The 19,671-nt window shown below is 63.9% G+C and carries 15 protein-coding genes; 10 read left to right on the top strand and 5 right to left on the bottom strand.

The window, feature by feature from the left end; translation table 11 throughout:
* Window positions 1-14 precede the first annotated feature (14 nt).
* The 5 genes from holA (at window position 15) to LH390_RS08410 (ending at window position 5,171) form a co-directional block, all read left to right on the top strand.
* A complete protein-coding gene (gene holA, locus LH390_RS08430; protein WP_227281735.1) occupies window positions 15-947 on the top strand; it encodes a DNA polymerase III subunit delta in 933 nt (310 codons plus the stop codon).
* A gap of 59 nt (window positions 948-1,006) precedes the next feature.
* The gene (locus LH390_RS08425) at window positions 1,007-1,471 is read left to right on the top strand and encodes an ankyrin repeat domain-containing protein (protein WP_227288192.1); all 465 of its coding nucleotides are present in this window, start codon (window positions 1,007-1,009) and stop codon (window positions 1,469-1,471) included.
* Window positions 1,468-2,112, top strand: a complete 645-nt coding sequence (locus tag LH390_RS08420; protein ID WP_227281736.1) for a LysE family translocator — start codon at window positions 1,468-1,470, stop codon at window positions 2,110-2,112. The genes LH390_RS08425 and LH390_RS08420 overlap by 4 nt, the downstream gene beginning before the upstream one ends.
* Before the next feature lie 513 nt (window positions 2,113-2,625).
* Complete coding sequence (locus LH390_RS08415; protein ID WP_227281737.1) at window positions 2,626-3,249, top strand: DUF3558 family protein; 624 nt, start codon at window positions 2,626-2,628, stop codon at window positions 3,247-3,249.
* A gap of 221 nt (window positions 3,250-3,470) precedes the next feature.
* The gene (locus LH390_RS08410; protein ID WP_227282731.1) at window positions 3,471-5,171 is read left to right on the top strand and encodes a hypothetical protein; all 1,701 of its coding nucleotides are present in this window, start codon (window positions 3,471-3,473) and stop codon (window positions 5,169-5,171) included.
* Between the two features lie 185 nt (window positions 5,172-5,356).
* Here LH390_RS08410 and rpsT read toward each other — a convergent pair whose 3' ends face one another.
* Entirely contained in the window at window positions 5,357-5,620 is a 264-nt protein-coding gene (rpsT, locus tag LH390_RS08405; protein ID WP_227281738.1) for a 30S ribosomal protein S20, read from the bottom strand.
* A 327-nt stretch (window positions 5,621-5,947) separates the two neighbouring features.
* Window positions 5,948-6,532, bottom strand: a complete 585-nt coding sequence (locus tag LH390_RS08400) for a type II toxin-antitoxin system PemK/MazF family toxin (protein ID WP_227281739.1) — start codon at window positions 6,530-6,532, stop codon at window positions 5,948-5,950.
* A 161-nt stretch (window positions 6,533-6,693) separates the two neighbouring features.
* Here LH390_RS08400 and lepA point away from each other — a divergent pair, with 161 nt between their 5' ends.
* From lepA to LH390_RS08385, 3 genes are all read left to right on the top strand, one after another.
* Window positions 6,694-8,544, top strand: a complete 1,851-nt coding sequence (gene lepA, locus LH390_RS08395; protein WP_227281740.1) for a translation elongation factor 4 — start codon at window positions 6,694-6,696, stop codon at window positions 8,542-8,544.
* Between the two features lie 279 nt (window positions 8,545-8,823).
* Window positions 8,824-11,274: a hypothetical protein gene (locus LH390_RS08390; protein WP_227281741.1), complete on the top strand. Its 2,451-nt coding sequence runs from the start codon at window positions 8,824-8,826 to the stop codon at window positions 11,272-11,274.
* A gap of 201 nt (window positions 11,275-11,475) precedes the next feature.
* Entirely contained in the window at window positions 11,476-12,567 is a 1,092-nt protein-coding gene (locus tag LH390_RS08385; protein WP_227281742.1) for a 2,3-butanediol dehydrogenase, read from the top strand.
* A 4-nt stretch (window positions 12,568-12,571) separates the two neighbouring features.
* On the opposite strand, the gene LH390_RS08380 is transcribed toward LH390_RS08385, so the two are convergent.
* Window positions 12,572-14,554 carry a BCCT family transporter gene (locus LH390_RS08380; RefSeq protein WP_227281743.1) on the bottom strand — a complete coding sequence of 661 codons (1,983 nt, stop codon included), beginning with the start codon at window positions 14,552-14,554 and terminating at the stop codon, window positions 12,572-12,574.
* 209 nt (window positions 14,555-14,763) lie between these two features.
* On the opposite strand from LH390_RS08380, the gene LH390_RS08375 reads away from it, so the two are divergent.
* Both LH390_RS08375 and LH390_RS08370 read left to right on the top strand, forming a co-directional pair.
* The gene (locus tag LH390_RS08375) at window positions 14,764-16,662 is read left to right on the top strand and encodes a BCCT family transporter (protein ID WP_227281744.1); all 1,899 of its coding nucleotides are present in this window, start codon (window positions 14,764-14,766) and stop codon (window positions 16,660-16,662) included.
* A gap of 161 nt (window positions 16,663-16,823) precedes the next feature.
* Window positions 16,824-18,275 carry a YeeE/YedE thiosulfate transporter family protein gene (locus LH390_RS08370; RefSeq protein WP_227281745.1) on the top strand — a complete coding sequence of 484 codons (1,452 nt, stop codon included), beginning with the start codon at window positions 16,824-16,826 and terminating at the stop codon, window positions 18,273-18,275.
* Here the strand turns inward: LH390_RS08370 and LH390_RS08365 are convergent.
* Together LH390_RS08365 and LH390_RS08360 are read right to left on the bottom strand one after the other, a co-directional pair.
* Window positions 18,255-18,629, bottom strand: a complete 375-nt coding sequence (locus LH390_RS08365) for a PRA1 family protein (protein WP_227281746.1) — start codon at window positions 18,627-18,629, stop codon at window positions 18,255-18,257. The two genes, LH390_RS08370 and LH390_RS08365, sit on opposite strands and share 21 nt — an antisense overlap.
* A 53-nt stretch (window positions 18,630-18,682) precedes the next feature.
* Window positions 18,683-19,522, bottom strand: coding sequence for an aldose epimerase family protein (locus tag LH390_RS08360; RefSeq protein WP_227281747.1), 840 nt, complete (start codon window positions 19,520-19,522; stop codon window positions 18,683-18,685).
* Between the last annotated feature and the right edge of the window lie 149 nt (window positions 19,523-19,671).

Here is a 19,671-nt window from a genome sequence, read left to right as displayed (position 1 = left end):
GCACGATGGTGGGCATGAACGAGCAGGTGCACCTCATCGTGGGGCCGGAGGAGTTCGTGCGGCAGCGCACCCGCGAACAGATCGTCGGCGCCATCCCTGGGGCGACGGTGACCACGATGAACGCCGGAGAAATCACCAGCGGCGAACTGCTGGAACTCGTCTCACCCTCCCTGTTTGCCGACGAACGCGTGGTAGTCCTCCAGCACGCCGAATCCGCGGGCAAGGAACCGGCCGAACTGCTGGTCGGCCTGGTCCGCGACCCCGGCCCCGGCATCACCCTGATCATCGAGCACACTGGGGGCGGGCGCCAAAAGGCACTGGCAACCAAGCTGACCAAGATGGCACACGTCCACCACGCCGACGAAGTCCGCCAACGCGAACTGCCCGGCTGGGTCACGCAGGAATTTCGCAGCCACGGACACAAAGTCACCCCCGATGTTGTCCATGCGCTCCTCGAAGGAGTCGGCTCTGACCTGCGCGAACTCGCCTCCGCCGTGGCGCAACTCTGCTCCGATGCGGACGGGGAAGTCACAGTGGCCACCGTGCGCGCCTACTACTCAGGGGTAGCCGAAATCTCCAGTTTCGACATCGCCGACTGGGCCGTCGGCGGCCAACGCTCCCGAGCCCTGGCCGCCACGCGCCGGGCACTCCAACTCGGCATGAGCCCCGTAGCCATTGCAGGCGCGCTCAGCTCCAAAGTAGGCATGATCGCGCGGCTGTACTCCACCACAGGGCGTATCGACGCCCGCGGGCTCGCCGCCACCCTCGGCGCCCACCCCTTCGTCATAGAAAAGACCGCTAAAGTAGCCCGCCGCTGGAACACAGACGCCGTCTCCCGCGCCGTCATCCTCATGGCAGACCTGGACGCGACCGTCAAAGGCCAAGGCGGCCAACCAGAATTCGCCGTGGAATCCGCCGTGTCCCGCATCGCGGAACTCGCCGGCTAGACCACGGGCTTACCCACCTGGGAGGGGGCCCACCCCCGCTGCCTTATGATCTGTAGACCATGAGCACTCCCCACCAGGGTGACCCGAACGGCGCCCAGGCTGATCCGAACGGCATCCAGCCTGATCCGAACGGGGCCCAGCCAACCGGACAAACCCCCGACGACGTTGCCCAGTTCGCCGGTCGCCTCTTTGACCTCGCCCGCAGCGGCGAACCCACGCTTCTCGACTACATCCGAGCAGGAGTGCCGGTGGACCTGAAAAACCAGGAAGGCAACACCTTCCTCATGCTGGCCGCCTACGCCGGCCACGCAGACCTGGTCACCGGGCTGGTGGAACTGGGGGCAGACCCCAACACGCTCAACGATCGCGGCCAGTCACCGCTGGCCGGAGCAATATTCAAGCGTGAAGACGCGGTAGTAGACGCCCTGATCGCCGCCGGTGCAGACCCCCTGGCAGGAACCCCCACAGCCCTGGACACCGCCCGCATGTTCGGCCGGGAAGATCTGGTGGGTCGCCTGCAATGAACGTAGGAGCGATCCTCTCCGTTGTCGTCCTCAACCTCATCGGAGCGGCCTCGCCCGGGCCTGACGTCCTGCTGGTCACCCGCCTTGCCACCAAGTCGCGCCGGCACGCGTTAACCGCGGTGTTCGCGCTCCACCTCGGGGTGATCATGTGGGTCAGCCTCACGGTATTCGGCGCCGCCGCACTACTGACGCGCTATCCGGCCCTGGTGGGCCTCATCGAACTGTGCGGCGGACTGTTCCTCTTCCTCATGGGACGCGCCATGACCAGCGGCGGACTGCGCGCCCGGCGCCTGCCCGTGCATGACGAATTCGCCGCAACCCAAGCCCTAGGCAGCCCCTGGCGCAGCGCACGCCTAGCCCTGGCCACGAACCTGTCCAACCCCAAAATTGTGCTCTTCCTGGCGGCCATCGTGGCCCCAGCCATGCCAGCACACCCTTCCGTGGCGGAATCGTTGGTCATGATCGCGGCGCTGTGCGGGACGTCGCTGATCTACTTCATCTGCATGGCGCTGATCATTTCCACCAAGGCGGTGCGCCGACGGCTGCTGCGCGCCGGGCCGTGGATAGACATTGTCTCCGGGTCAATCTTCATGATCTTTGGCAGCGTGCTCCTGGTCCGGGGTGCGATGACAGTGTTGTGAGCGACTGGGTGTGGTGGTGCTGCTGCTGCTGCGTTCGCGTTAATGTGTGCCGCGGCGGCCGCTAGGTTGTCTGATGTCTGCACGGATTTTTTGGCCGGTGCGTTTCCGCAGGTCAGAATTTAGTTTCCGCGGCAGGTGACGACATGTTCGAATGCTGCGGCGGTTTGTGGGGGCGGGTGGCTGGCTGGGGAGTTAGGTGTGGGGGTGTTGGCGGGTGCCGCTGTGCGCGGGGGTGCTGTCTTGGACCTAAGGTGTGATACTACGGCCACTAGGTTGTCTGATGTCTGCACGGATTTTTTGGCCGGTGCGTTTCCGCAGGTCAGAATTTAGTTTCCGCGGCAGGTGACGACATGTTCGAATGCTGCGGCGGTTTGTGGGGCCGGGTGGCTGGCCGGGGAGCTAGGTGTGGGGGTGTCGAATCACCCCCCGGGCGATAGGTCCGGGAACCGCTTATGGGCCAGGGCAGTCAAATGAAGGAACGGATCCAGTAGACGTCCTTTCCAGGAGGCGCCCATGAAACCTACCCACCTCATCACACTTGGCCTCATAGCTGGCGGCATGATGTGTGCTGGCTGCACAGGTCAGCCGGACCAACTGGCCCAGCCAGACCAAACCCCCGCACCTCAGGCCACCGATACGTCGAGGCAAACCCGGCAAACTACGATGCCCGCAGGGCTAACGGCGCCCATCGAGTTTGGTCCTTTCGACGCCAACGCTCCGGACTTTCAGCTGTTCAAGCCTTGCGAGGAGATCCCGGCCGAGGTGTATCGAGAGCTGGGAATGGGGGAGATACAGGGTCAGGCCTCCTCTATTGGCGGTGATCACGGATGCTTATATAGCGAGGAACCCGGGCATCCAAATTTCCATGTATTTGGAATTACTGTCAATACACTCCAAGATCGGGATGCGCCAAAAGGTGGCATTGTGATTGAGCCAGCTACGAGCGCTTTTGGGGTAGATATCGACATCTTGACATACCCGGACAGTCCACCATCTGAGTGTGTCACAAGTGTGATGACGAGCAGGGGGCGATGGACTCTAGACTTTGAAAGTGAAGGGGAACAAGATAAACAAGGGGCCTGCCGGATCCTGATAGAAAAGCACTCAGCACTCATCAAATATCTCAAGGGGGAATAATGGAAATTGACGTGAGCCTCACGGCCTCGGCAAAGTGCGGTCAAGAAATACGTTTGCACCATCGTGGAGCCTTCCGTGCATCTCAAAGGTCACTGACCGCCACGATCAATGGTTCGTTTTCTACCGTCTCTGGTCTCGACCAGCTCGGTATCAACCACGGAGCGATCCTTAAAGGGGCACCCGGATCTGCCCTGCGCGTGTTGACCGGTTACGCCGCGCAAGTGCGCTGGCTGAACCAAGCACTGAAAGCCAGCATCGATGCCCTAACCGGACAGGATCACCTGGTCGCCCAGGCGCTTGCCCATGCAGATAGGGCTGCTGGCCACCTCGCTCAACACACCGGAGTGGTCTTCCCGCCACGACCTCCGAAGACCATCGAGCCCTTCGTGTTCACTCCACCTCTCGTCGCCCCGGCAACATCCCTGGCCCAGCTGTCCGCTAGCTTTGCTGCCACGCAGGTGCACCAGGCCACACAATCAGCAGCAACCTGGGCACAGATGGCCGCAGAGATTGGCAAGGTTGCCGCAGGGCTAGCAAGCGTTGCTATCAGCCTGTCAGCCCACAACCACGGGCTGGTGTTTACCAAGGCAGCTGCTCATATTGCCCAGGTAGCTAATAACGGACGTGCCTTTGCCACCAATGCTGCATTGGTAGGTAGCGCCACCGAAGGTCTTGTTGCTGCGCACTCGGCAGGTGCCTCAGCCGTGCAATCTGCCGCCAGCGCGATTAATGCCATTCCGGACGTAGAGCTTCGCTTGCAAGCTGAAGCCTCCTTTTTGCAGTCCTTCCCTGGCGCATTTACGCCGATGCTGGCTGCGGCGATACCTCCGGTGAATAACTTGATGGACCTCGATTCTCACATAAATGTCGGTGCTTTGTTGGGGTTGGATATGAGCGCAATCCCAGGGGCGAAGAAAACCTATGATCCGGCAGAGTTGGTACCGGCTGGTCAAAAAGCCTTAGATCGGTTGGTTGATACGGCCAGGTATGTCTCCGAGAATCCGCAGGCGCGGTTTGAGGAAGTGCACAATAATCTTCAGCATGCCGAGCGCATCGGCGCGAACTCGGCAACAACCACGGCCGCTGGGGCAGAATCAGCAGCAACGCAAGCAACACACGGCGCACAAGGCCTGACCCAACAAGCAGGCCAAACAGCACACCAAGCCGGCCAAGCAGCACAGCAGGCAGCTAACGCAGTCGGGGCCGGCGGCGAGCACGCAGTTCGCCAGGCCGGCACACAACTCGGCAGCGCGCCCGGTCCCCAGGCACACCCAGGCGGGACTGCAACTTCCCCGCTAGCCGGTATGGGTGGTGCAAACCAGCAGGGCCAAACTGGTGGCGCTCCACGAGTAGTCGGCAGCAGTGGTGGGGGAATTGGTGCTCACCAGGTGGGCACGCATGCGTCCTCAACAGGAGTACCGCTCGCCCCGATGGGGCCGATGGCCGCAGGTCTTGCGGGTGCTGGTGGGTATCCGGTGCACCGCACGCCGGGGGTTGGTGGTGGTGCGATGTCGCCGGGGGCTGGTTCGGTGTTTGGGGCCGGGCAGGTAGGCCTACCCGGTGGTGCCGGAATGGGCGCCGGGCTGGGTGGTGCCGGGCTGGGTGGTGCTGGTCTTGGTGCTGGCCTGCGGGCAGGGATGCCTGGCTCCGGTGGTTCTTTCGCGGGCAGCGCTTTAGGTGGTGGCCCCGGCACCCCGCAGGGAATCGCAGGGGCTGCGGGAGTGGGGGCGTCGAGAAGCGCGAGTGCTGGTCGTGGGATGGTTCCGATGATGGGCGCGGCAAACCCTGGTGCGCAGAATAAGAAGCGCGGCCCGGTTAAGGCGGTGACCAGCAAGGTTGAGCGTAAGGGTAATTTGAAGGCGCTGTTGGGTGACCCGGAGCCGGTGGTGCCCGGCGTGATCGGGGCGTGGGTACGCGACTAGACCCGGTAGCACCGTGGCCGAGTCAAACCCCGGAGCACGATAACTAGTCTGCGCCATTCGCGCAGGCTAGTTCTGGGGTTCCAGCACAGGCCCCAAGCAAACAAAACCGCCCCGAGCCGGTGAAATCACCGGTGGGGCGGTAAGTCAGGCGCGCAGAGTCTCGCGCCCAAAGGAGCCGAAGGGTCCTAGCTGAGCTTGTTGAACACCAGGGCCATCTTGGACTTCTTGTTGGCCGCATTGTTGCGGTGGTAGACGCCCTTGCTCACAGCCTTGTCCAGGGTCTTGGAGGCCAGGCGCAGCTGAGCCTCGGCGGCGTCCTTGTCGCCGGTGGCGGCGATCTCACGGAACTTGCGGATCTCCGTGCGCACGCGGGAACGCACGGCCTGGTTGCGCTGACGGCGCTTCTCGTTGGTCAGCACGCGCTTTTTCTGAGACTTGATATTAGCCATGAAAAGTCTTCTTACCTCTTGGTGTCGATGAAACTACTCGATTACTGCGCCTGCATCCCGGGTACGCTCCAGCAGCATGCTGGGCGCCGAATCTTGCGGACCCAAGGTCCTGACCGCCGAGTCCAGCGCGGCCGTTATGCAGACAACTGCGGATACGTTACCAGCAATCGGCGCTCGCTTCCAACCGCCCCAAGAACCAACGCATGCCAGCAGCGCATCCGAGCACCGCGAGCTCATGTCAACAGCGCCGGCTCAAGCTAGCCACGCCAGCACACAGCAGCGTCAGCACACAGCACCGCCAGCTCAGGTCAGCAGCGCCGGCTCAGGTCAGGTCCAGCCAAAGTTGTCGCGCAGCTTGGCGGCCACGCGCTCGAAACGTCGCTGCGGAAAGAACGCTCCTTGGCGGCGGATGTCCAGGTGGGAGACCTCCAGGACGCGGTCGAGGCGCACCCAGCAGTCGCGGCCGGCCTCGTCCCATTCGCCGGCGCCGATGTCGAGCCACATGTCATCGTCTGCGTGCTCTGGGTTGGGGGAGATCAGTAGGCCGAGGACGGTGTAGGGGTTGTGGCCAACGACCAGGATGGCGCGGTTGCGCAGGGTCGCCTCCGCGCCGTCGGAGGGTGCCCAGACCCACACCACTTCGCCGGGTTCGGGCTGGCCGTCCATGTCGGGGGCGTAGTACAGGCCGCGGGCGTGGTCGGCGGTATTGGCCACGGTGATGTCGGTGGGCTGGTGTTGTGCGGTGGGCTCGTCGGGGTCGTCGCCGAATCCGAGCCGGGAGTTGATGCGGTCGAGTCCTGCTTGCAGGGGCGGGGCGGAGTGGCCGGGGAGCAGGCGTGACGCGGCGTCGATAAGCGTGCGAAACACCCCGCGGTGCGGGCCCGGGGTGGAGGATTCCGGTGAGGAGGTCATGGTTGCGTCAGGTCAATCCAGCATCTTGACGGGATAGAACGGGATAGATACGGCATAGTCTTCTCAGCAACGGTGCTGCTCGGTGCTGCTACTGGTTAGGATATACCGCCGGGTTGGGTAGAGTCAGTACGGTCACTTTGATCGAAGGGATCGCTCCATTTATGCCCGGCAATTTTGCTGAGACCACGTTTACGGACCCCACGCGGATCCGCAATTTCTGCATCATCGCACACATCGACCACGGCAAATCCACGTTGGCCGACCGGATTCTGCAGCTTTCTAACGTGGTGGACGCGCGCGACATGCGCGACCAATACCTGGACAATATGGATATTGAGCGCGAGCGCGGCATCACTATCAAGGCGCAGAACGTGCGCTTGCCGTGGGTGCCGCGTTCGGGGGCGTGCGCCGGCGAGCAGCTGGTTTTGCAGATGATTGATACCCCCGGCCACGTGGACTTCACCTACGAGGTCTCCCGGGCGCTCGCCGCGTGCGAGGGTGCTATTTTGCTTGTCGACGCCGCCCAAGGCATCGAGGCACAAACGCTGGCCAACCTCTACATGGCGATGGATAAAGATCTAGAGATCATCCCCGTCCTCAACAAGATTGACCTGCCTGCGGCGGACCCGGAGAAGTACTCCGCTGAGATCGCCAACATCATCGGCTGCGAGCCTGGCGACGTGCTGCGCGTTTCCGGCAAGACCGGCGAGGGCGTGTCCGAGCTGCTCGATCGCGTCTGCGAGCTGATCCCCGCCCCGCAGGCAGAGGACGCCAGCGCGGATGCGCCGGCGCGTGCCATGATCTTTGACTCCGTGTATGACACCTACCGCGGGGTGGTCACCTACATCCGCATGGTCGACGGGCGGCTCACCCCGCGCCAGAAGGTGCGCATGATGTCTACCGGCGCGGTCCATGAGTTGTTAGAAATTGGCATCGTCTCACCCACCCCAAAGAAGTGTGAGGGGTTGGGCCCCGGCGAGGTGGGCTACCTGATCACGGGCGTGAAGGACGTGCGTGAGACCAAGGTGGGCGATACGGTCACCTGGGCGGCCAAGGGGGCGGAAGAACCCCTGCAGGGCTATGAGGACCCGGCGCCCATGGTCTACTCGGGCCTGTTTCCCATCTCCCAGCAGGACTTCCCCGCACTGCGCGACGCGCTGGATAAGCTCCAGCTCAATGACGCCTCGCTGACCTTCGAGCCGGAGACCTCGGTGGCCCTGGGCTTTGGGTTCCGCTGCGGATTCTTGGGCCTGCTGCACATGGAGATCACCCGCGCCCGCCTAGAACGCGAGTTTGACCTTGATCTCATTTCCACCGCCCCGTCGGTGACCTATCGCGTCATCGCGGAAGACGGCTCGGAGCATCTGGTGCACAACCCGGCGGACTGGCCGGGCGGCAAGATGCGAGAGATCTACGAGCCCATCGTGGACATGACCATCATCGTCCCCGCGGATTTTGTTGGCCCAACTATGGAGCTATGCCAATCGCGGCGCGGGCAGATGAAAAACATGGACTACCTGTCCGAGGATCGGGTTGAGCTGCGCTATGTCATGCCACTCGGCGAGATCATTTTTGACTTCTTTGACATGCTCAAGTCCCGCACCAAGGGCTACGCCTCACTGAACTATGAGGAGGCTGGCGAGCAGGAAGCGGACCTGGTCAAGGTGGACATCTTGCTCCAGGGCGAGCCGGTGGATGCGTTTAGCGCCATCGTGCACCGCGACAACGCGCAGTTCTATGGCAACAAGATGACCAAGAAGCTCAAGCAGATCATCCCTCGCCAGCAGTTTGAGGTTCCTGTGCAGGCGGCCATTGGGTCAAAGATCATCTCGCGCGAAAACATCAAGGCGCTGCGCAAGGACGTGCTGTCCAAGTGCTACGGCGGCGATATTTCCCGCAAGCGCAAGCTGCTGGAAAAGCAGAAGGAAGGCAAGAAGCGCATGAAGTCCATCGGCTCGGTCAACGTGCCGCAGGAGGCCTTTGTGGCGGCGTTGTCCACGGATGAAGGCTAGTCACGGGGCAACCGAAAACTGCTTACGAGCTGACCACCAACTGACCAGCGGCCGCAGACCGCTCGCAGACCGGCCGTCGGCCGTGTGAACAATAACTGAAGTCCGGCCACCGGCCGACTGAAGTCCGGCTGAAGGCGCGCACAGGCGTATCGCGATAGTGAGCGGGAAGTCGCGTGGGCATGGGCGCCGCAGTGGGGATTACAGCCAACTAGACCAAAGCTGATTGTGGTGGGGACCGCCCACCACGGGTGCGGATGAAGTCAGGCTAGAATAACTGGCATGCATTTAGCTTCGGAGCAGGCCGCAGGCACAACATCTGCCGCACCCGGTCAGGAAAACCCGGATGACCTTTTTGACCTTGTAGAAGGCGAGGCCGTGGATTCCGGCCACGTCGCCGCGGGAGGTTCGGGGGGCCACCGCGGGGATGGTGATTCTGATGAACAGGAGCAATACCTGCGTCGCGCCGCTGACCAGGCGGTAGCTGATGCTTCGCGTTCCCAATTGGTCGAGGCGGTGCGTTTCCTCCAGACCCACCAAAACCCGGAGTCCCGGGGTGGGGTGGAGCGCGACGTCATGCTGGTGTTGGGTTCTGATAGTGCGGTAGATGCGCTGGTTTCGCAGGCGGTGGATGCGGCCGTGGCGGGGGTGTATGAGGAACAGCCGGGCGCGGATGCGCTGATTATTAAGGCTTTTGATCTGCTTGCGTCGGCTCATCACGCGGGGCGTAATTGTGATCTTGGTCCCCGGTTGCGGGCGCTGATGAGCGCGGTGAACGCGACTGACGGGCAGGCCTTTACTTTCCGGCCGCTGTTTTCGCGCTTCCTTATTGAGGCCTCGACGCTGCACGTGGATGTGTGCCGCACGTATCCCCAGCAGCCCGCGGAGATTGCGGATTGGCTGGTGGGCATGAAGGCAGATAGTCCGCGTTTGGGGTCGGTGCGCATTGCGGATCACCTGGACTTTTTAGATGGCGCCGCGCTGGCCCGGGTGGAGCGCAATGCTCGACTACTCAAGGACACCACGCTGCGACTAGAGGTGGCCAAGGCGCTCGACGATGCCGCTGCTGAGGTGGATATTCTTCAGGATCAGGGTAAGTATCAGCAGGCCCTGTTGCGTTGTGAGTCGGCGATGCTGGATGATCGTGCGCGCGAGATTTTTGCGTTCATCGCCAGCAACTGGACGCCCCATAATCGCATGGGCTTGCAATCGTCGAGCCACCAGGAATTCGATCCGCATTGGATTGCCGATCACATGCTGGGGCTGGGCATGCGGGACCAAACTCTCGACTTTGCCACCCGATTGTTTAACGATTACCCCTCCGGGGGCCACTACGCGCTGCTTCTCGACGTCGGCGCCCGCACCGGGGAGGACACCCACACCGAGGCCCGCGCCTTCCTGGACGCCTACGCGGCCGCCGCGGCCCCCTCGGCGAAGCTGGATCGCCTCAAGTGGGCCATGCTCATGGAGGCGGACACAGCCGACGCCAACTACGGTTTCCCGCGCGCCCAAGCGCCGGACTGGCGTGAGCATGTTGACCAGGTGGGGGTGCACAACCGCATCAACGCTTACCTGCGTGGCGCGGAGTACGCCCTCGCCCGCGGGCGCGCCGGCGAAAACCTTGACCTGGTGGCCGATAACGTCGCCCGGGCGGCCAACGTGGGGGAGGACTATCGTAGCCTCGCCCAGGCGCGAGTCGAGGAGCTGATCACCCGCTACGCCCTCACCGATGCGCAGGCGCAGCGGCTTATCGACGCCGCCGCCGGCCCCGCACCGCAGGCCCCTTCAACGCCCCCAGCGCCCGCCGCGCCTGCCGCTAGCGACGCCCCCGAGGCTGCACAGCCGGACGTTCCCGCCGCGGGCCCCGAGCTCGGCCAGGCCGGTGAGGCCACAGCCTCCACCGAAACCGCCGGGGCCACCGACGCTCCAGAGGGCTCCGCGGCAGCGCCCGCGCCGAGTACTGGCGCCACTGCGGTTTCCCGCGATGAGGTCGAATCCGCACCGGTTGAGGCTTCTGACCACGCTGAAGCCCCCGCACCTGCTGAAACCTCCGCACCTGCTGAAGCTCCCGCACCAGACGAGTCGTCCGCGACGGTGATTCCCGCCCAGGTGGTGGAGCCTGCGGAGGTGCTGCGGGCGGCGTCGGCAAGCAAGGCCCGCAGGCAGCGCGAGGAGGAAGAAAAGGCGCGGCAAGCCCAACAGCAGCAGGCGGTGGGCGAACAGCCGGCGCAGCCTGCGCACAAGGACGGCGCGGAGGGCAAAGTCAAGCCCGTGCGCTCCTGGGCGCTGACCGATTCCAAGGAGCTCGCCATCTTCCCCGCCCAGCCCGGCGAGGCGGGCGAATACAGCCTGGACGTCTATGACGGGTCTCAGCATGACAGTCTGGCGTTCTTCTCGCACGATCACGTCGGCCCGCTTTCGCAGGCGCTGGATCGTTTAGTTGCTGCGGAATATAAAACCGTTGTGGGGCAGGCGGACTTTGACCGTGTGCAACAAGATCCGCACCACCCGGGCCGGGAATGGGTGGTGTTTGCCGGCGACCCGGAGGTCAGCCCAGATGTAGAAACCAGCATTTGGATTGTTCGGGCCCAAAATACTGAAGAGGTTGGCCTGTTGCTGCCGCGCAGTGACCAGGGTCAGGTGGCGGCGCTGTTTGCTTCCATCTCGGCCGCCCGACTGGCCGTGACCTGCTTGGATCTCCTCTTCGAGCAGGGCGGCAAGGCCAAGAAGTAGCGCTGCGCAGCCAATTGCGCGAGTGGCGTGCGGGGTGCGGAATCCTCTGAGAATTCCCACCCCGCGCGTTCTTTTTAGCCCCAAAAGTGGGCGGAAATACAACATTTTTTGGGTGCTCAATGTTGGCCCTACCGTTTCTTTCAATATTCATTACACTGGTTAGTGTTGGGTAATGGAAACGGAAACGGAAAGGACAATGCTATGAGAGCAGCCCGTTTTTATGATCGCGGCGATATTCGAATCGAGGATATTGACGCTCAGCCGATCAAGCCCGGAACCGTGCGCGTGGACGTCGCCTGGTGCGGCATCTGCGGCACCGACCTCCACGAATATCTCGAAGGCCCCATCTTCTGTCCCACCGCCACCGAGGCGCACCCCATCTCCGGGGAGACCGCGCCGGTGACCCTGGGCCACGAGTTCTCTGGCGTTGTCGCCGAGCTCGGCGAGGGCGTCGATGACCTGTCCGTCGGCGACCACGTGGTGGTGGAGCCCTACCTCATCCACGATGACGTGGACACCAGCGCTGAAAACATGACCTACCACCTGTCCAAGGACATGAACTTCATTGGCCTTGGCGGTGGCGGCGGTGGACTGGGCGAAAACATCGTGGTGGCCCGCCGCTGGGTGCACAAGATCGACCCCTCCGTGCCGCTGGACCAGGCCGCGCTGATCGAGCCGCTGTCCGTGGGCTACCACGCCGTGGAGCGTGCAGGCCTCAACGAGGACAACGCCGCAGGGACCACCGCAGTCATCGGTGGTGCCGGCCCCATCGGGCTGCTGACCGCCGCGGTGCTCAAGGCCCTGGGCGCACGGGTCATCATCACGGAGATCTCTCCGCTGCGCCGCCAGAAGGCTCTCGACGCCGGGGTCGCCGACGTTGCGCTGGATCCCACCGAGGTCGACGTGGCCGCCAAGGTCATGGAGCTGACCGACGAAAAGGGCGCAGATGTTGCCTTCGAGTGCACCTCCGTGCAGGCCGTCCTGGATACCCTCATGGATGCAGTCCGCCCCCACGGCGTGATTGTCATCGTGTCCATCTGGGGCAAGCGCAGTGACTTTGACATGCACAAGCTGGTCATGCGCGAGCTGGATGTCCGCGGCACCATCGGCTACGTCAACTCCCACCCGGCGACCATCGCCCTGGTGGAATCAGGGAAGGTGGACCTGCGCCCGTTCATCACCGCCAAGATCGGCCTCGACGGGCTTGTTGATGAGGGCTTTGACACCCTGATCAACCGCAACGAGACCGCCGTGAAGATCCTGGTCTCTCCCTCGGGCAAGGGACTGGAGTAGTCCGCTACGCCGGCTGGGGAGGCTCAGGAGCGTTCGGGGAGCTCGGGGAGCCCGGCGCATCGGTGCCGGTGCCGGTGCCGGTGTCCTCCGGCGAGTCATCCCCAGCCGCGGGAGGCTGCCAGCCGTCCGCCCAGGTGTCGGTGGAGTAGTCATACTCCACCCGATTGCCGTCCTCATCGGTGCGTTCATACCAGGAGGTCACCCGGGGCGCGGTGGAATCAAACTCCGCCCCGGCGCCCTCTCCTTCGGCCGCGCGGCGCACGCTGATCTCAAAGTCATCGCCGTGGCGCTCAATGCCCCGGTAGACCGCCTTATTGATCGCGCTGCGGGCGTACTCGCGGCGAATCGCCGCCGGGTCGGTGCGCAGATCCTTGACCAGCGCGACCATGAGCACCAGCAGTACTACGGAAAAGGGCAGGGCGCTCAAAATGGTCAGTGACTGCAAACCAGACAGCGCATTCTCGCCGCCAGACAGCAGCATGACCACTGCAATACCCATCATGCACAGCCCCCAAAAGACCACGATCGTCTTTGGCGGCGCAGGGTTTCCCCGGGTAGACAGCGTTCCCATCACCACAGAAGCAGAATCGGCAGACGTAATAAAGAACACGGCCAGCACAAAAATCAACAACACCGGTGTGATGGCATGCAGCGGCAGCGCATCAAACATGGCAAAAAGAACATGCTCGGGGGTGGCTGTAGCGCTGACCGCCGGGTGCTCGCCCTGGCTTAAAGTAATGGCGGTTCCGCCGAAGAACGTAAACGCCACCGCGAGAATGAAGCTGGGCACGGCCATGGTGGCCAGGGCAAATTCCCGCAATGTCCGCCCTCGAGAAATGCGGGCCAAGAACATCCCCACAAACGGCGTCCAGGAGATCCACCACGCCCAATAAAACGCGGTCCAGGTGGCCTGGAAGTCCACCGTATCCGTCCCCCAGGACAGGGACTTTCCGGCCATGGCTAGCAGCTGATCTGCGTAGGTCAGCAGGCCTGAGGGCAAAAGGTTGAGCAAATAAAGCGTGGGCCCGGTGACAAAGACGAAGAGCACCAGCCCGAGGGTCAGCGTGATGTTCAACGCTGAAAGATAGCGCACACCCCGAGAGACCCCAGAGACCGCGGAGATAATAAAACCACAGGTCAACACCGCCATCAGGACTATGATTGCCCCGTTTGTCAGCGGGCCGGCACCCCGAATGATCTCGATGCCGCGGCCGATCTGGATGGCGGACAGGCCGAGCGTGGCGGCGGTGCCGAAGACGGTGGCGATGATGGCGAGGGCGTCGATAAGCGAACCTGCCCTGCCTGCCGAACGTGGGCCCACAATGCTGCGGAAGGCGGAACTAAACAGCGATACCCGGCCGCGGCGGTAGGAAGAATAAGCCAGCGCGGCGCCGACCACCGCATACAATCCCCAGGCGAACAGCCCCCAATGGAAATGCGACTGCGCCATCGCCTGATGAACAGCCTCCGGGGTACGTGCGGCAACAGTATGCGGCGGCGGGGAGGTGTAATGGCTCAGCGGCTCGGAAGGGCCAAAGAAGAAAATACCCACACCAATGCCCGCGCCAAACATCATGGCGATCCACGAAAATCGAGAAAACTCCGGGCGCTCGCCGTCCTTGCCCAACGTGATTCGCCCATAGCGTGAGCACGCCAAAAATAGCGTCACCCCAACCCCGGCGAGCATGACCATATTAAACAGCCACGCCGCGTTCGTCATCGCCCACTCAAAACCCGCACTGGATACGGAAGACACGGAGTCCGGGGCGCTGACACCCCAGGCGATAAACGCCACGATGACCGCGGCCGTAAATCCAAAGACCCACCGGTTGAGCCCAAATTTATTGCGCTGTTCATCCACGCTAATTCCCGGCACCAAACCGGGGTGCAGACCGTCCGGGTAGAGCGTGGGGGAGGACTGTAAGAACCGCAGCCGGGTGGATCCGGGACGCTGCGGGGGAGGTGGGCTGGCGGGCTGGTCAGGCATGAGGTCCTTTGCAAAAAGCTAAAAGCGGGAGGAGATCAGGAAGTGGGGAAGGGCGAATGAGGGAGCGGGCTGAACCTTCCACCTAGGCTAGGAAGCCGGGGCGGACTGCCGCGCGGCTAGCGATGAATGGGCAAGCCTACCCGCGTTGCAGGACGCAGACACAACCCCGGCGGAATTCCCGCCACGACAGTCCCAGGAAAGGACCTGGCATGACGCAGCAGGACGATGACCACAGGCAGCCCCGAACTTCCCAGTGGGCGGCCACCACGATCAGACGGGGCCGGCGCCTCGTCCATGAGGGTACTCACCAGCCCATCCATCCGGGGCTCATTCCGGGAATCGGGGTGGAACAGACGGGTGCGCAGTTTCGCACCAACAAGGTGGTCTTCGCTGCCGCCCTGGTGGTCACCGTGGCGGTGCTGGCCTGGGCGGTAATCGCCCCGGAGAACCTGGCGGAGGTGGGTACCGGCATGCGGGAGTGGGTGACCACCAACTGCGGCTGGCTGTTTACCACCATGGTCATTGCGTTGATGGGCTTTATGGTGGTCGTGGCCTGCGGGCCGACGGGCAATATTCGCCTCGGCGCGGATGGGGAGGAGCCGGAGTATTCCCGGGGCTCATGGATTTCCATGCTCTTTGCCGCCGGCCTGGGCATTGGGTTGATCTTTTATGGGCCGATGGAGCCGATGACCCACTTCCTGCACACGCCTCCGGCCTCGCATGGCACGGCCGGCCAGCGCGATAACGTGCTGCCGGCGATCTCCCAGGCGCTGTTGCACCAAACGTTTTTCACCTGGGGGATCTACGCGTTTGTGGGCGGCGCGATTGCCTATGGGGCGTTTCGGCGCGGGCGCTTGCCGCTGATCTCGGCATTGTTTGAGCCGGTTTTTCCTAACGGTCCGCACCGGCTGGTGGGTCGTGTCATTGATATTTTTGCGCTGCTGGTCACCCTGTTTGGCACGGCCACCTCGCTGGGTATTGGTGCGCTGCAGATTCAGGCCGGCACGCAGATTGTCACCGGCTGGTCGGTGGCGGGCAATGGGTTTATCATCGGCGCGATCTCGGTTCTGACGGCGTTGTTTATTCTCTCTGCGGTCACGGGCGTGAAAAAGGGCATTCGGCTGTTGTCCAATGCGAATATGGCGCTGGTGATCATCCTGGCCACCTTTACGCTGGTGTGTGGGCCCACGGTGTTCTTGCTGGACCTGATTCCTACCTCTTTGGTGGATTTTGTGGGCCGGGTTCCGGCGATGTTGAGCGTGTCCGGCTCGCAGGGGGAGGACGCACGGGAGTTCATGACCTCGTGGACCACCATGTATTGGGCGTGGTGGTTGTCCTGGTCGCCTTTTGTGGGGATGTTCATTGCCAAGATCTCGCGGGGGCGCACCATTCGTGAATACACGGTGGTGGTGATTCTGGGCCCGGGCCTGATCAGCCTGGCGTGGTATGTCATCTTCGGCGGCACGGCGATTTCTCAGGTGCTCTCCGGGGTGGGCTTGGAGATTAAGGATTCCGGCGAGAACGTGATGTTTGATCTGTTGGGCGCGCTGCCGTGGGCGCCGGTGACCCAGGTGCTCACCCTGGTGGCGGTGGTGATCTTCTTTGTCACGGCCGCAGATAGCGCGACGGTGGTCATGGGCTCGATGTCCCAGTCCGGCCGCCCGGTGCCGGCCACCCCGGTGAGCGTGGTGTGGGGTGTGAGCCTGGGGCTGATCTCCTTGTTCCTGCTGTTGGCCGGCGGCCAGGATGCGCTCAGTGGGTTGCAGGCGGTGATGGTGACCTGCGCGGTGCCCTTCGTGGTGATTCTGCTCGGTGCGATGGTGTGCTGGGCAAAGGATTTGCGTACGGATCCGTACATGATCCGGCGCACGTATGCGCGCGCGGCGATTGCCAAGGGTGTGGCGCGCGGCATTGATGCCCACGGCGATGACTTTGTTTTTGGCACCGATACTGTGGCCGCTCAGGAGGGTGCGGGCGCGGAGTTCGCCTCGGAGGATCCGGCCTTGACTGAGTGGTACACACAGGCGGTCGAGGGTGCAGAAGAGGGTGCAGAAGAGGGTGCAAAAGAGCAAGCGGAAGAAGGCGCTGGAGACCCAGAGCAAACCTAGCGGTCTAAAAAGGGTAGACAAGTAGGTCTGTTTAGCGCTAGGGTTGCGGAAAGTTCCTCGCGGGGAGGACGCCTGCCGTCTAGTCGGCGTTGGCGGCGCCCACCCCCGAGCGGCACCGATGTGCACTCAACCGCAACCGAAACAGCAAAGAGAGCTGCCCCATGATCCTTACTGGCCTGACGCTTGGCGCCGTACTCGGCGCCGTCATGCAGCGCGGACGCTTCTGCGTGACCGGCATGCTGCGCGACATTTTCTTGCAACGCTCCTGGCGTACCTTCGTCGCGCTGCTCATCGTCATCGCCGTCCACGCGGTGGGCATTGCTGCGCTGACTAGTGCCGGGGTGATTACCCCGGAGGTGGATAATTTCGCGCCCGCGGCGGTGATCGTCGGCGGCTTCGTCTTTGGCGTGGGCATCGTGCTGGCCGGGGGCTGCGCGTCCGGCACGTGGTATCGCGCCGGCGAGGGCCTGGTGGGTTCCTGGGTGGCGCTGGTGGCCTATGCGCTCAGCGCCGCCGCGATGAAAACCGGCGCGCTGCACCCGCTGAATTCGTGGCTGCGATCCCAGACGGTGGAGGCCACCACGCTGCCCGCCACGCTGGGGGTGAGCCCCTGGTGGTTCGCCCTGGGGCTCACCGTGGTCACGGTCCTGCTGGCCGCGCGTTTCTTGCGTATCGACGCCTCCCTGCCCACCCCCGCACCCGCCCCCGGTGCCCGCCGGTGGTCACGGCCCCTGCACGTCTATACCGCCGGTGCGCTGGTGGGCCTGCTGGGCGTGGTGGCCTGGCCGCTGTCGGCAGCCACCGGCCGCAACGATGGCCTGGGGATTACCACCCCGTCATCCAACCTGGTCAACGCGGTGATTACCGGCGATGGTGCGCGCGTGGACTGGGGCGTGATGCTCGTGGTGGGGATTCTCGTGGGTTCTTTCCTTGCCGCGCGGGCTACGGGGGAGTTCCGCGTCCGTGTCCCGGATGCGCGCACCATCCAGCGCAGCGCGGTCGGCGGGGTGCTCATGGGCATCGGCGCGGCGTGGGCTGGCGGCTGCACGGTGGGCAACGGCATGGTGCAGACCTCGCTGTTTAGCTATCAGGGTTGGGTGGCGCTGCTGTTCATGGCGCTGGGCGTGGGTGCCGCGGCCCGGGTGTGGCTGCGCCCGCAGCGCGCGGTGGATGTGCCCGCATCCGCCGAGCAGCACACCTCGGCGGAAGACCACGTGTTGGCGGCCCCGGACGCGGCCCCGCAGCTGCGCATCCCGGTAGCCACCGGGGCGGTGCGCCTGGCGGTCAAGCCCGCCGCGGAGCCGGACCAGCGAGATCGCGCTCAGGCGACGGACCCCTCCGGCAAAGCACGTGCGCTGGGGCAGGGGCGCTACGCCTTGGATTCCGTCGGCGCGGTGTGCCCCTTCCCGCTCATTGAGGCCAAGGACGTCATGGCAGGCTTGCGCCCGGGCGAGGAGCTGGTCATTGACTTTGACTGCACCCAGGCCACCGAGGCGATCCCGCGCTGGGCGGCCACGGACGGCCATGAGGTCATTGACTTCTCCCGGCGCGGGGATGCCGGGTGGTCCATCACTGTGCGCAAGGGTGCGGATTCACCCGTCGCGGTGGGCTGAGCCGCGGCGCAGCGCCGCGTGGGCGAGGTTAAGCAGGCAGGCAATAGCCACCGGTCCTGCCACGAACACCAGCGAGAAGGGCGAGAAAAACTCGGGTTCGTTGGGGTATTCGAAGGAGTACCAGATGCCCCAGCCACACAGAGCTACGCCCACGGCGAGCGCCACGGCATTCGCCGTGGAGGAGAGCCGGGACAGCGGGTAGGCGATGAGGGCGGCCAGGCCGCATAGTACCGCGGTGACTATGCCAATCACGCTCATCATGGGGGTATGGCTGACAAGGCCGATGCCCAGCACAACCAGCCCGATGACCGCGAGGATGGCCTCAAAACGGGGGAGTCGGGGTTGAGTGCTCATGGCAGCCAGTATGCCGGGAAAAAAAATGTCTGCCATCCCCGGCGATGGGGCGGCTAGCGGCGCATCCGGTTCAGCGAGGCGATGTCATGGGCCTGCACCAGCATGCCTAAGGTGGCCGATGCGCCTGGGGCTAGGGTAAATCCGCGCGCCGAGGTGCCCAGGCGGGCCGGCTCCACGCACACGAAGTCGCGCCACTGCCCAGGCCTCAAGTCGGCGATGGTCTGGTCGGCCTGGGCCCCCGGATTCCACACCACGGTGTGGTCGGTGCCGGTGCCATAAACGGTGAGGTAGCGGCCCATGCCGGGGTCGATGATGCGGGCGGCGGGTGCGTCGAAGTTTCCCGTATCGGGGTCGAAGGGGTGGGGATGGGTGGCGTCGATAAGCGAACCATCGAAGGTGGTGGTGCCGCCGGGGTGCTCCACGCGGATGGCGGTGACGTCGGAGACTGCGAAGTAGGGGTGCAGGGCAAGCTGAACGGTGCGCGCGGTGGGCCCCTTGTTTTCTGCGTCGAGTGCCAGGGCGAAGCCGCTGCCGTAAGTCTGTGCAGTCAGGGTGAGGCTGATGCCGCGCCACACGGTGGTCGCCTCGATGCCATCGGCGGTGGGACGCAGCGCCCAGTCGCGGCGCCGCGCCCAACCGTGGGAGGGCTCCTGGCCGGTGAGCGTGCCAAACCAGGGGGCGATGACGGGCACGCCGCCGCGGATGGGGGCAGAGCCATCGAGGGTGGCGGCCGAAGACAAGAAGAGCAGGGGACCGAAGGGGGAGTCGGCGCTTAAGACATGCGCTCCGTGGGTGGACATGGTCAGCGCACCGGAGGCGACGGTGGCAGGCGTGTCCGTGCTGTCTGGGGTCGTCGGGGTAGCTGGGGCACCGGAATCTGGGGTGGCGGTCATGAGAAAACAGGGTACGCGGCCGTGCGGGCGCCAAGGAAGCGGCGAGGAAGCGGTGAGGAAGCGGTGAGGAAGCGGTGAGGTAGCACCCACAACATTCCAACTAATGACACCAAAGTCCCACAATATGAGACGTGACGCGCTAGTCTCTG

It is taken from the genome of Corynebacterium uberis, assembly GCF_020616335.1.
In the GTDB taxonomy this organism is placed as follows: Bacteria; Actinomycetota; Actinomycetes; order Mycobacteriales; family Mycobacteriaceae; genus Corynebacterium; species Corynebacterium uberis.
The sequence above is the reverse complement of the archived record's forward strand: the minus strand, read 5'-3'. Positions and strand labels throughout refer to the sequence as shown.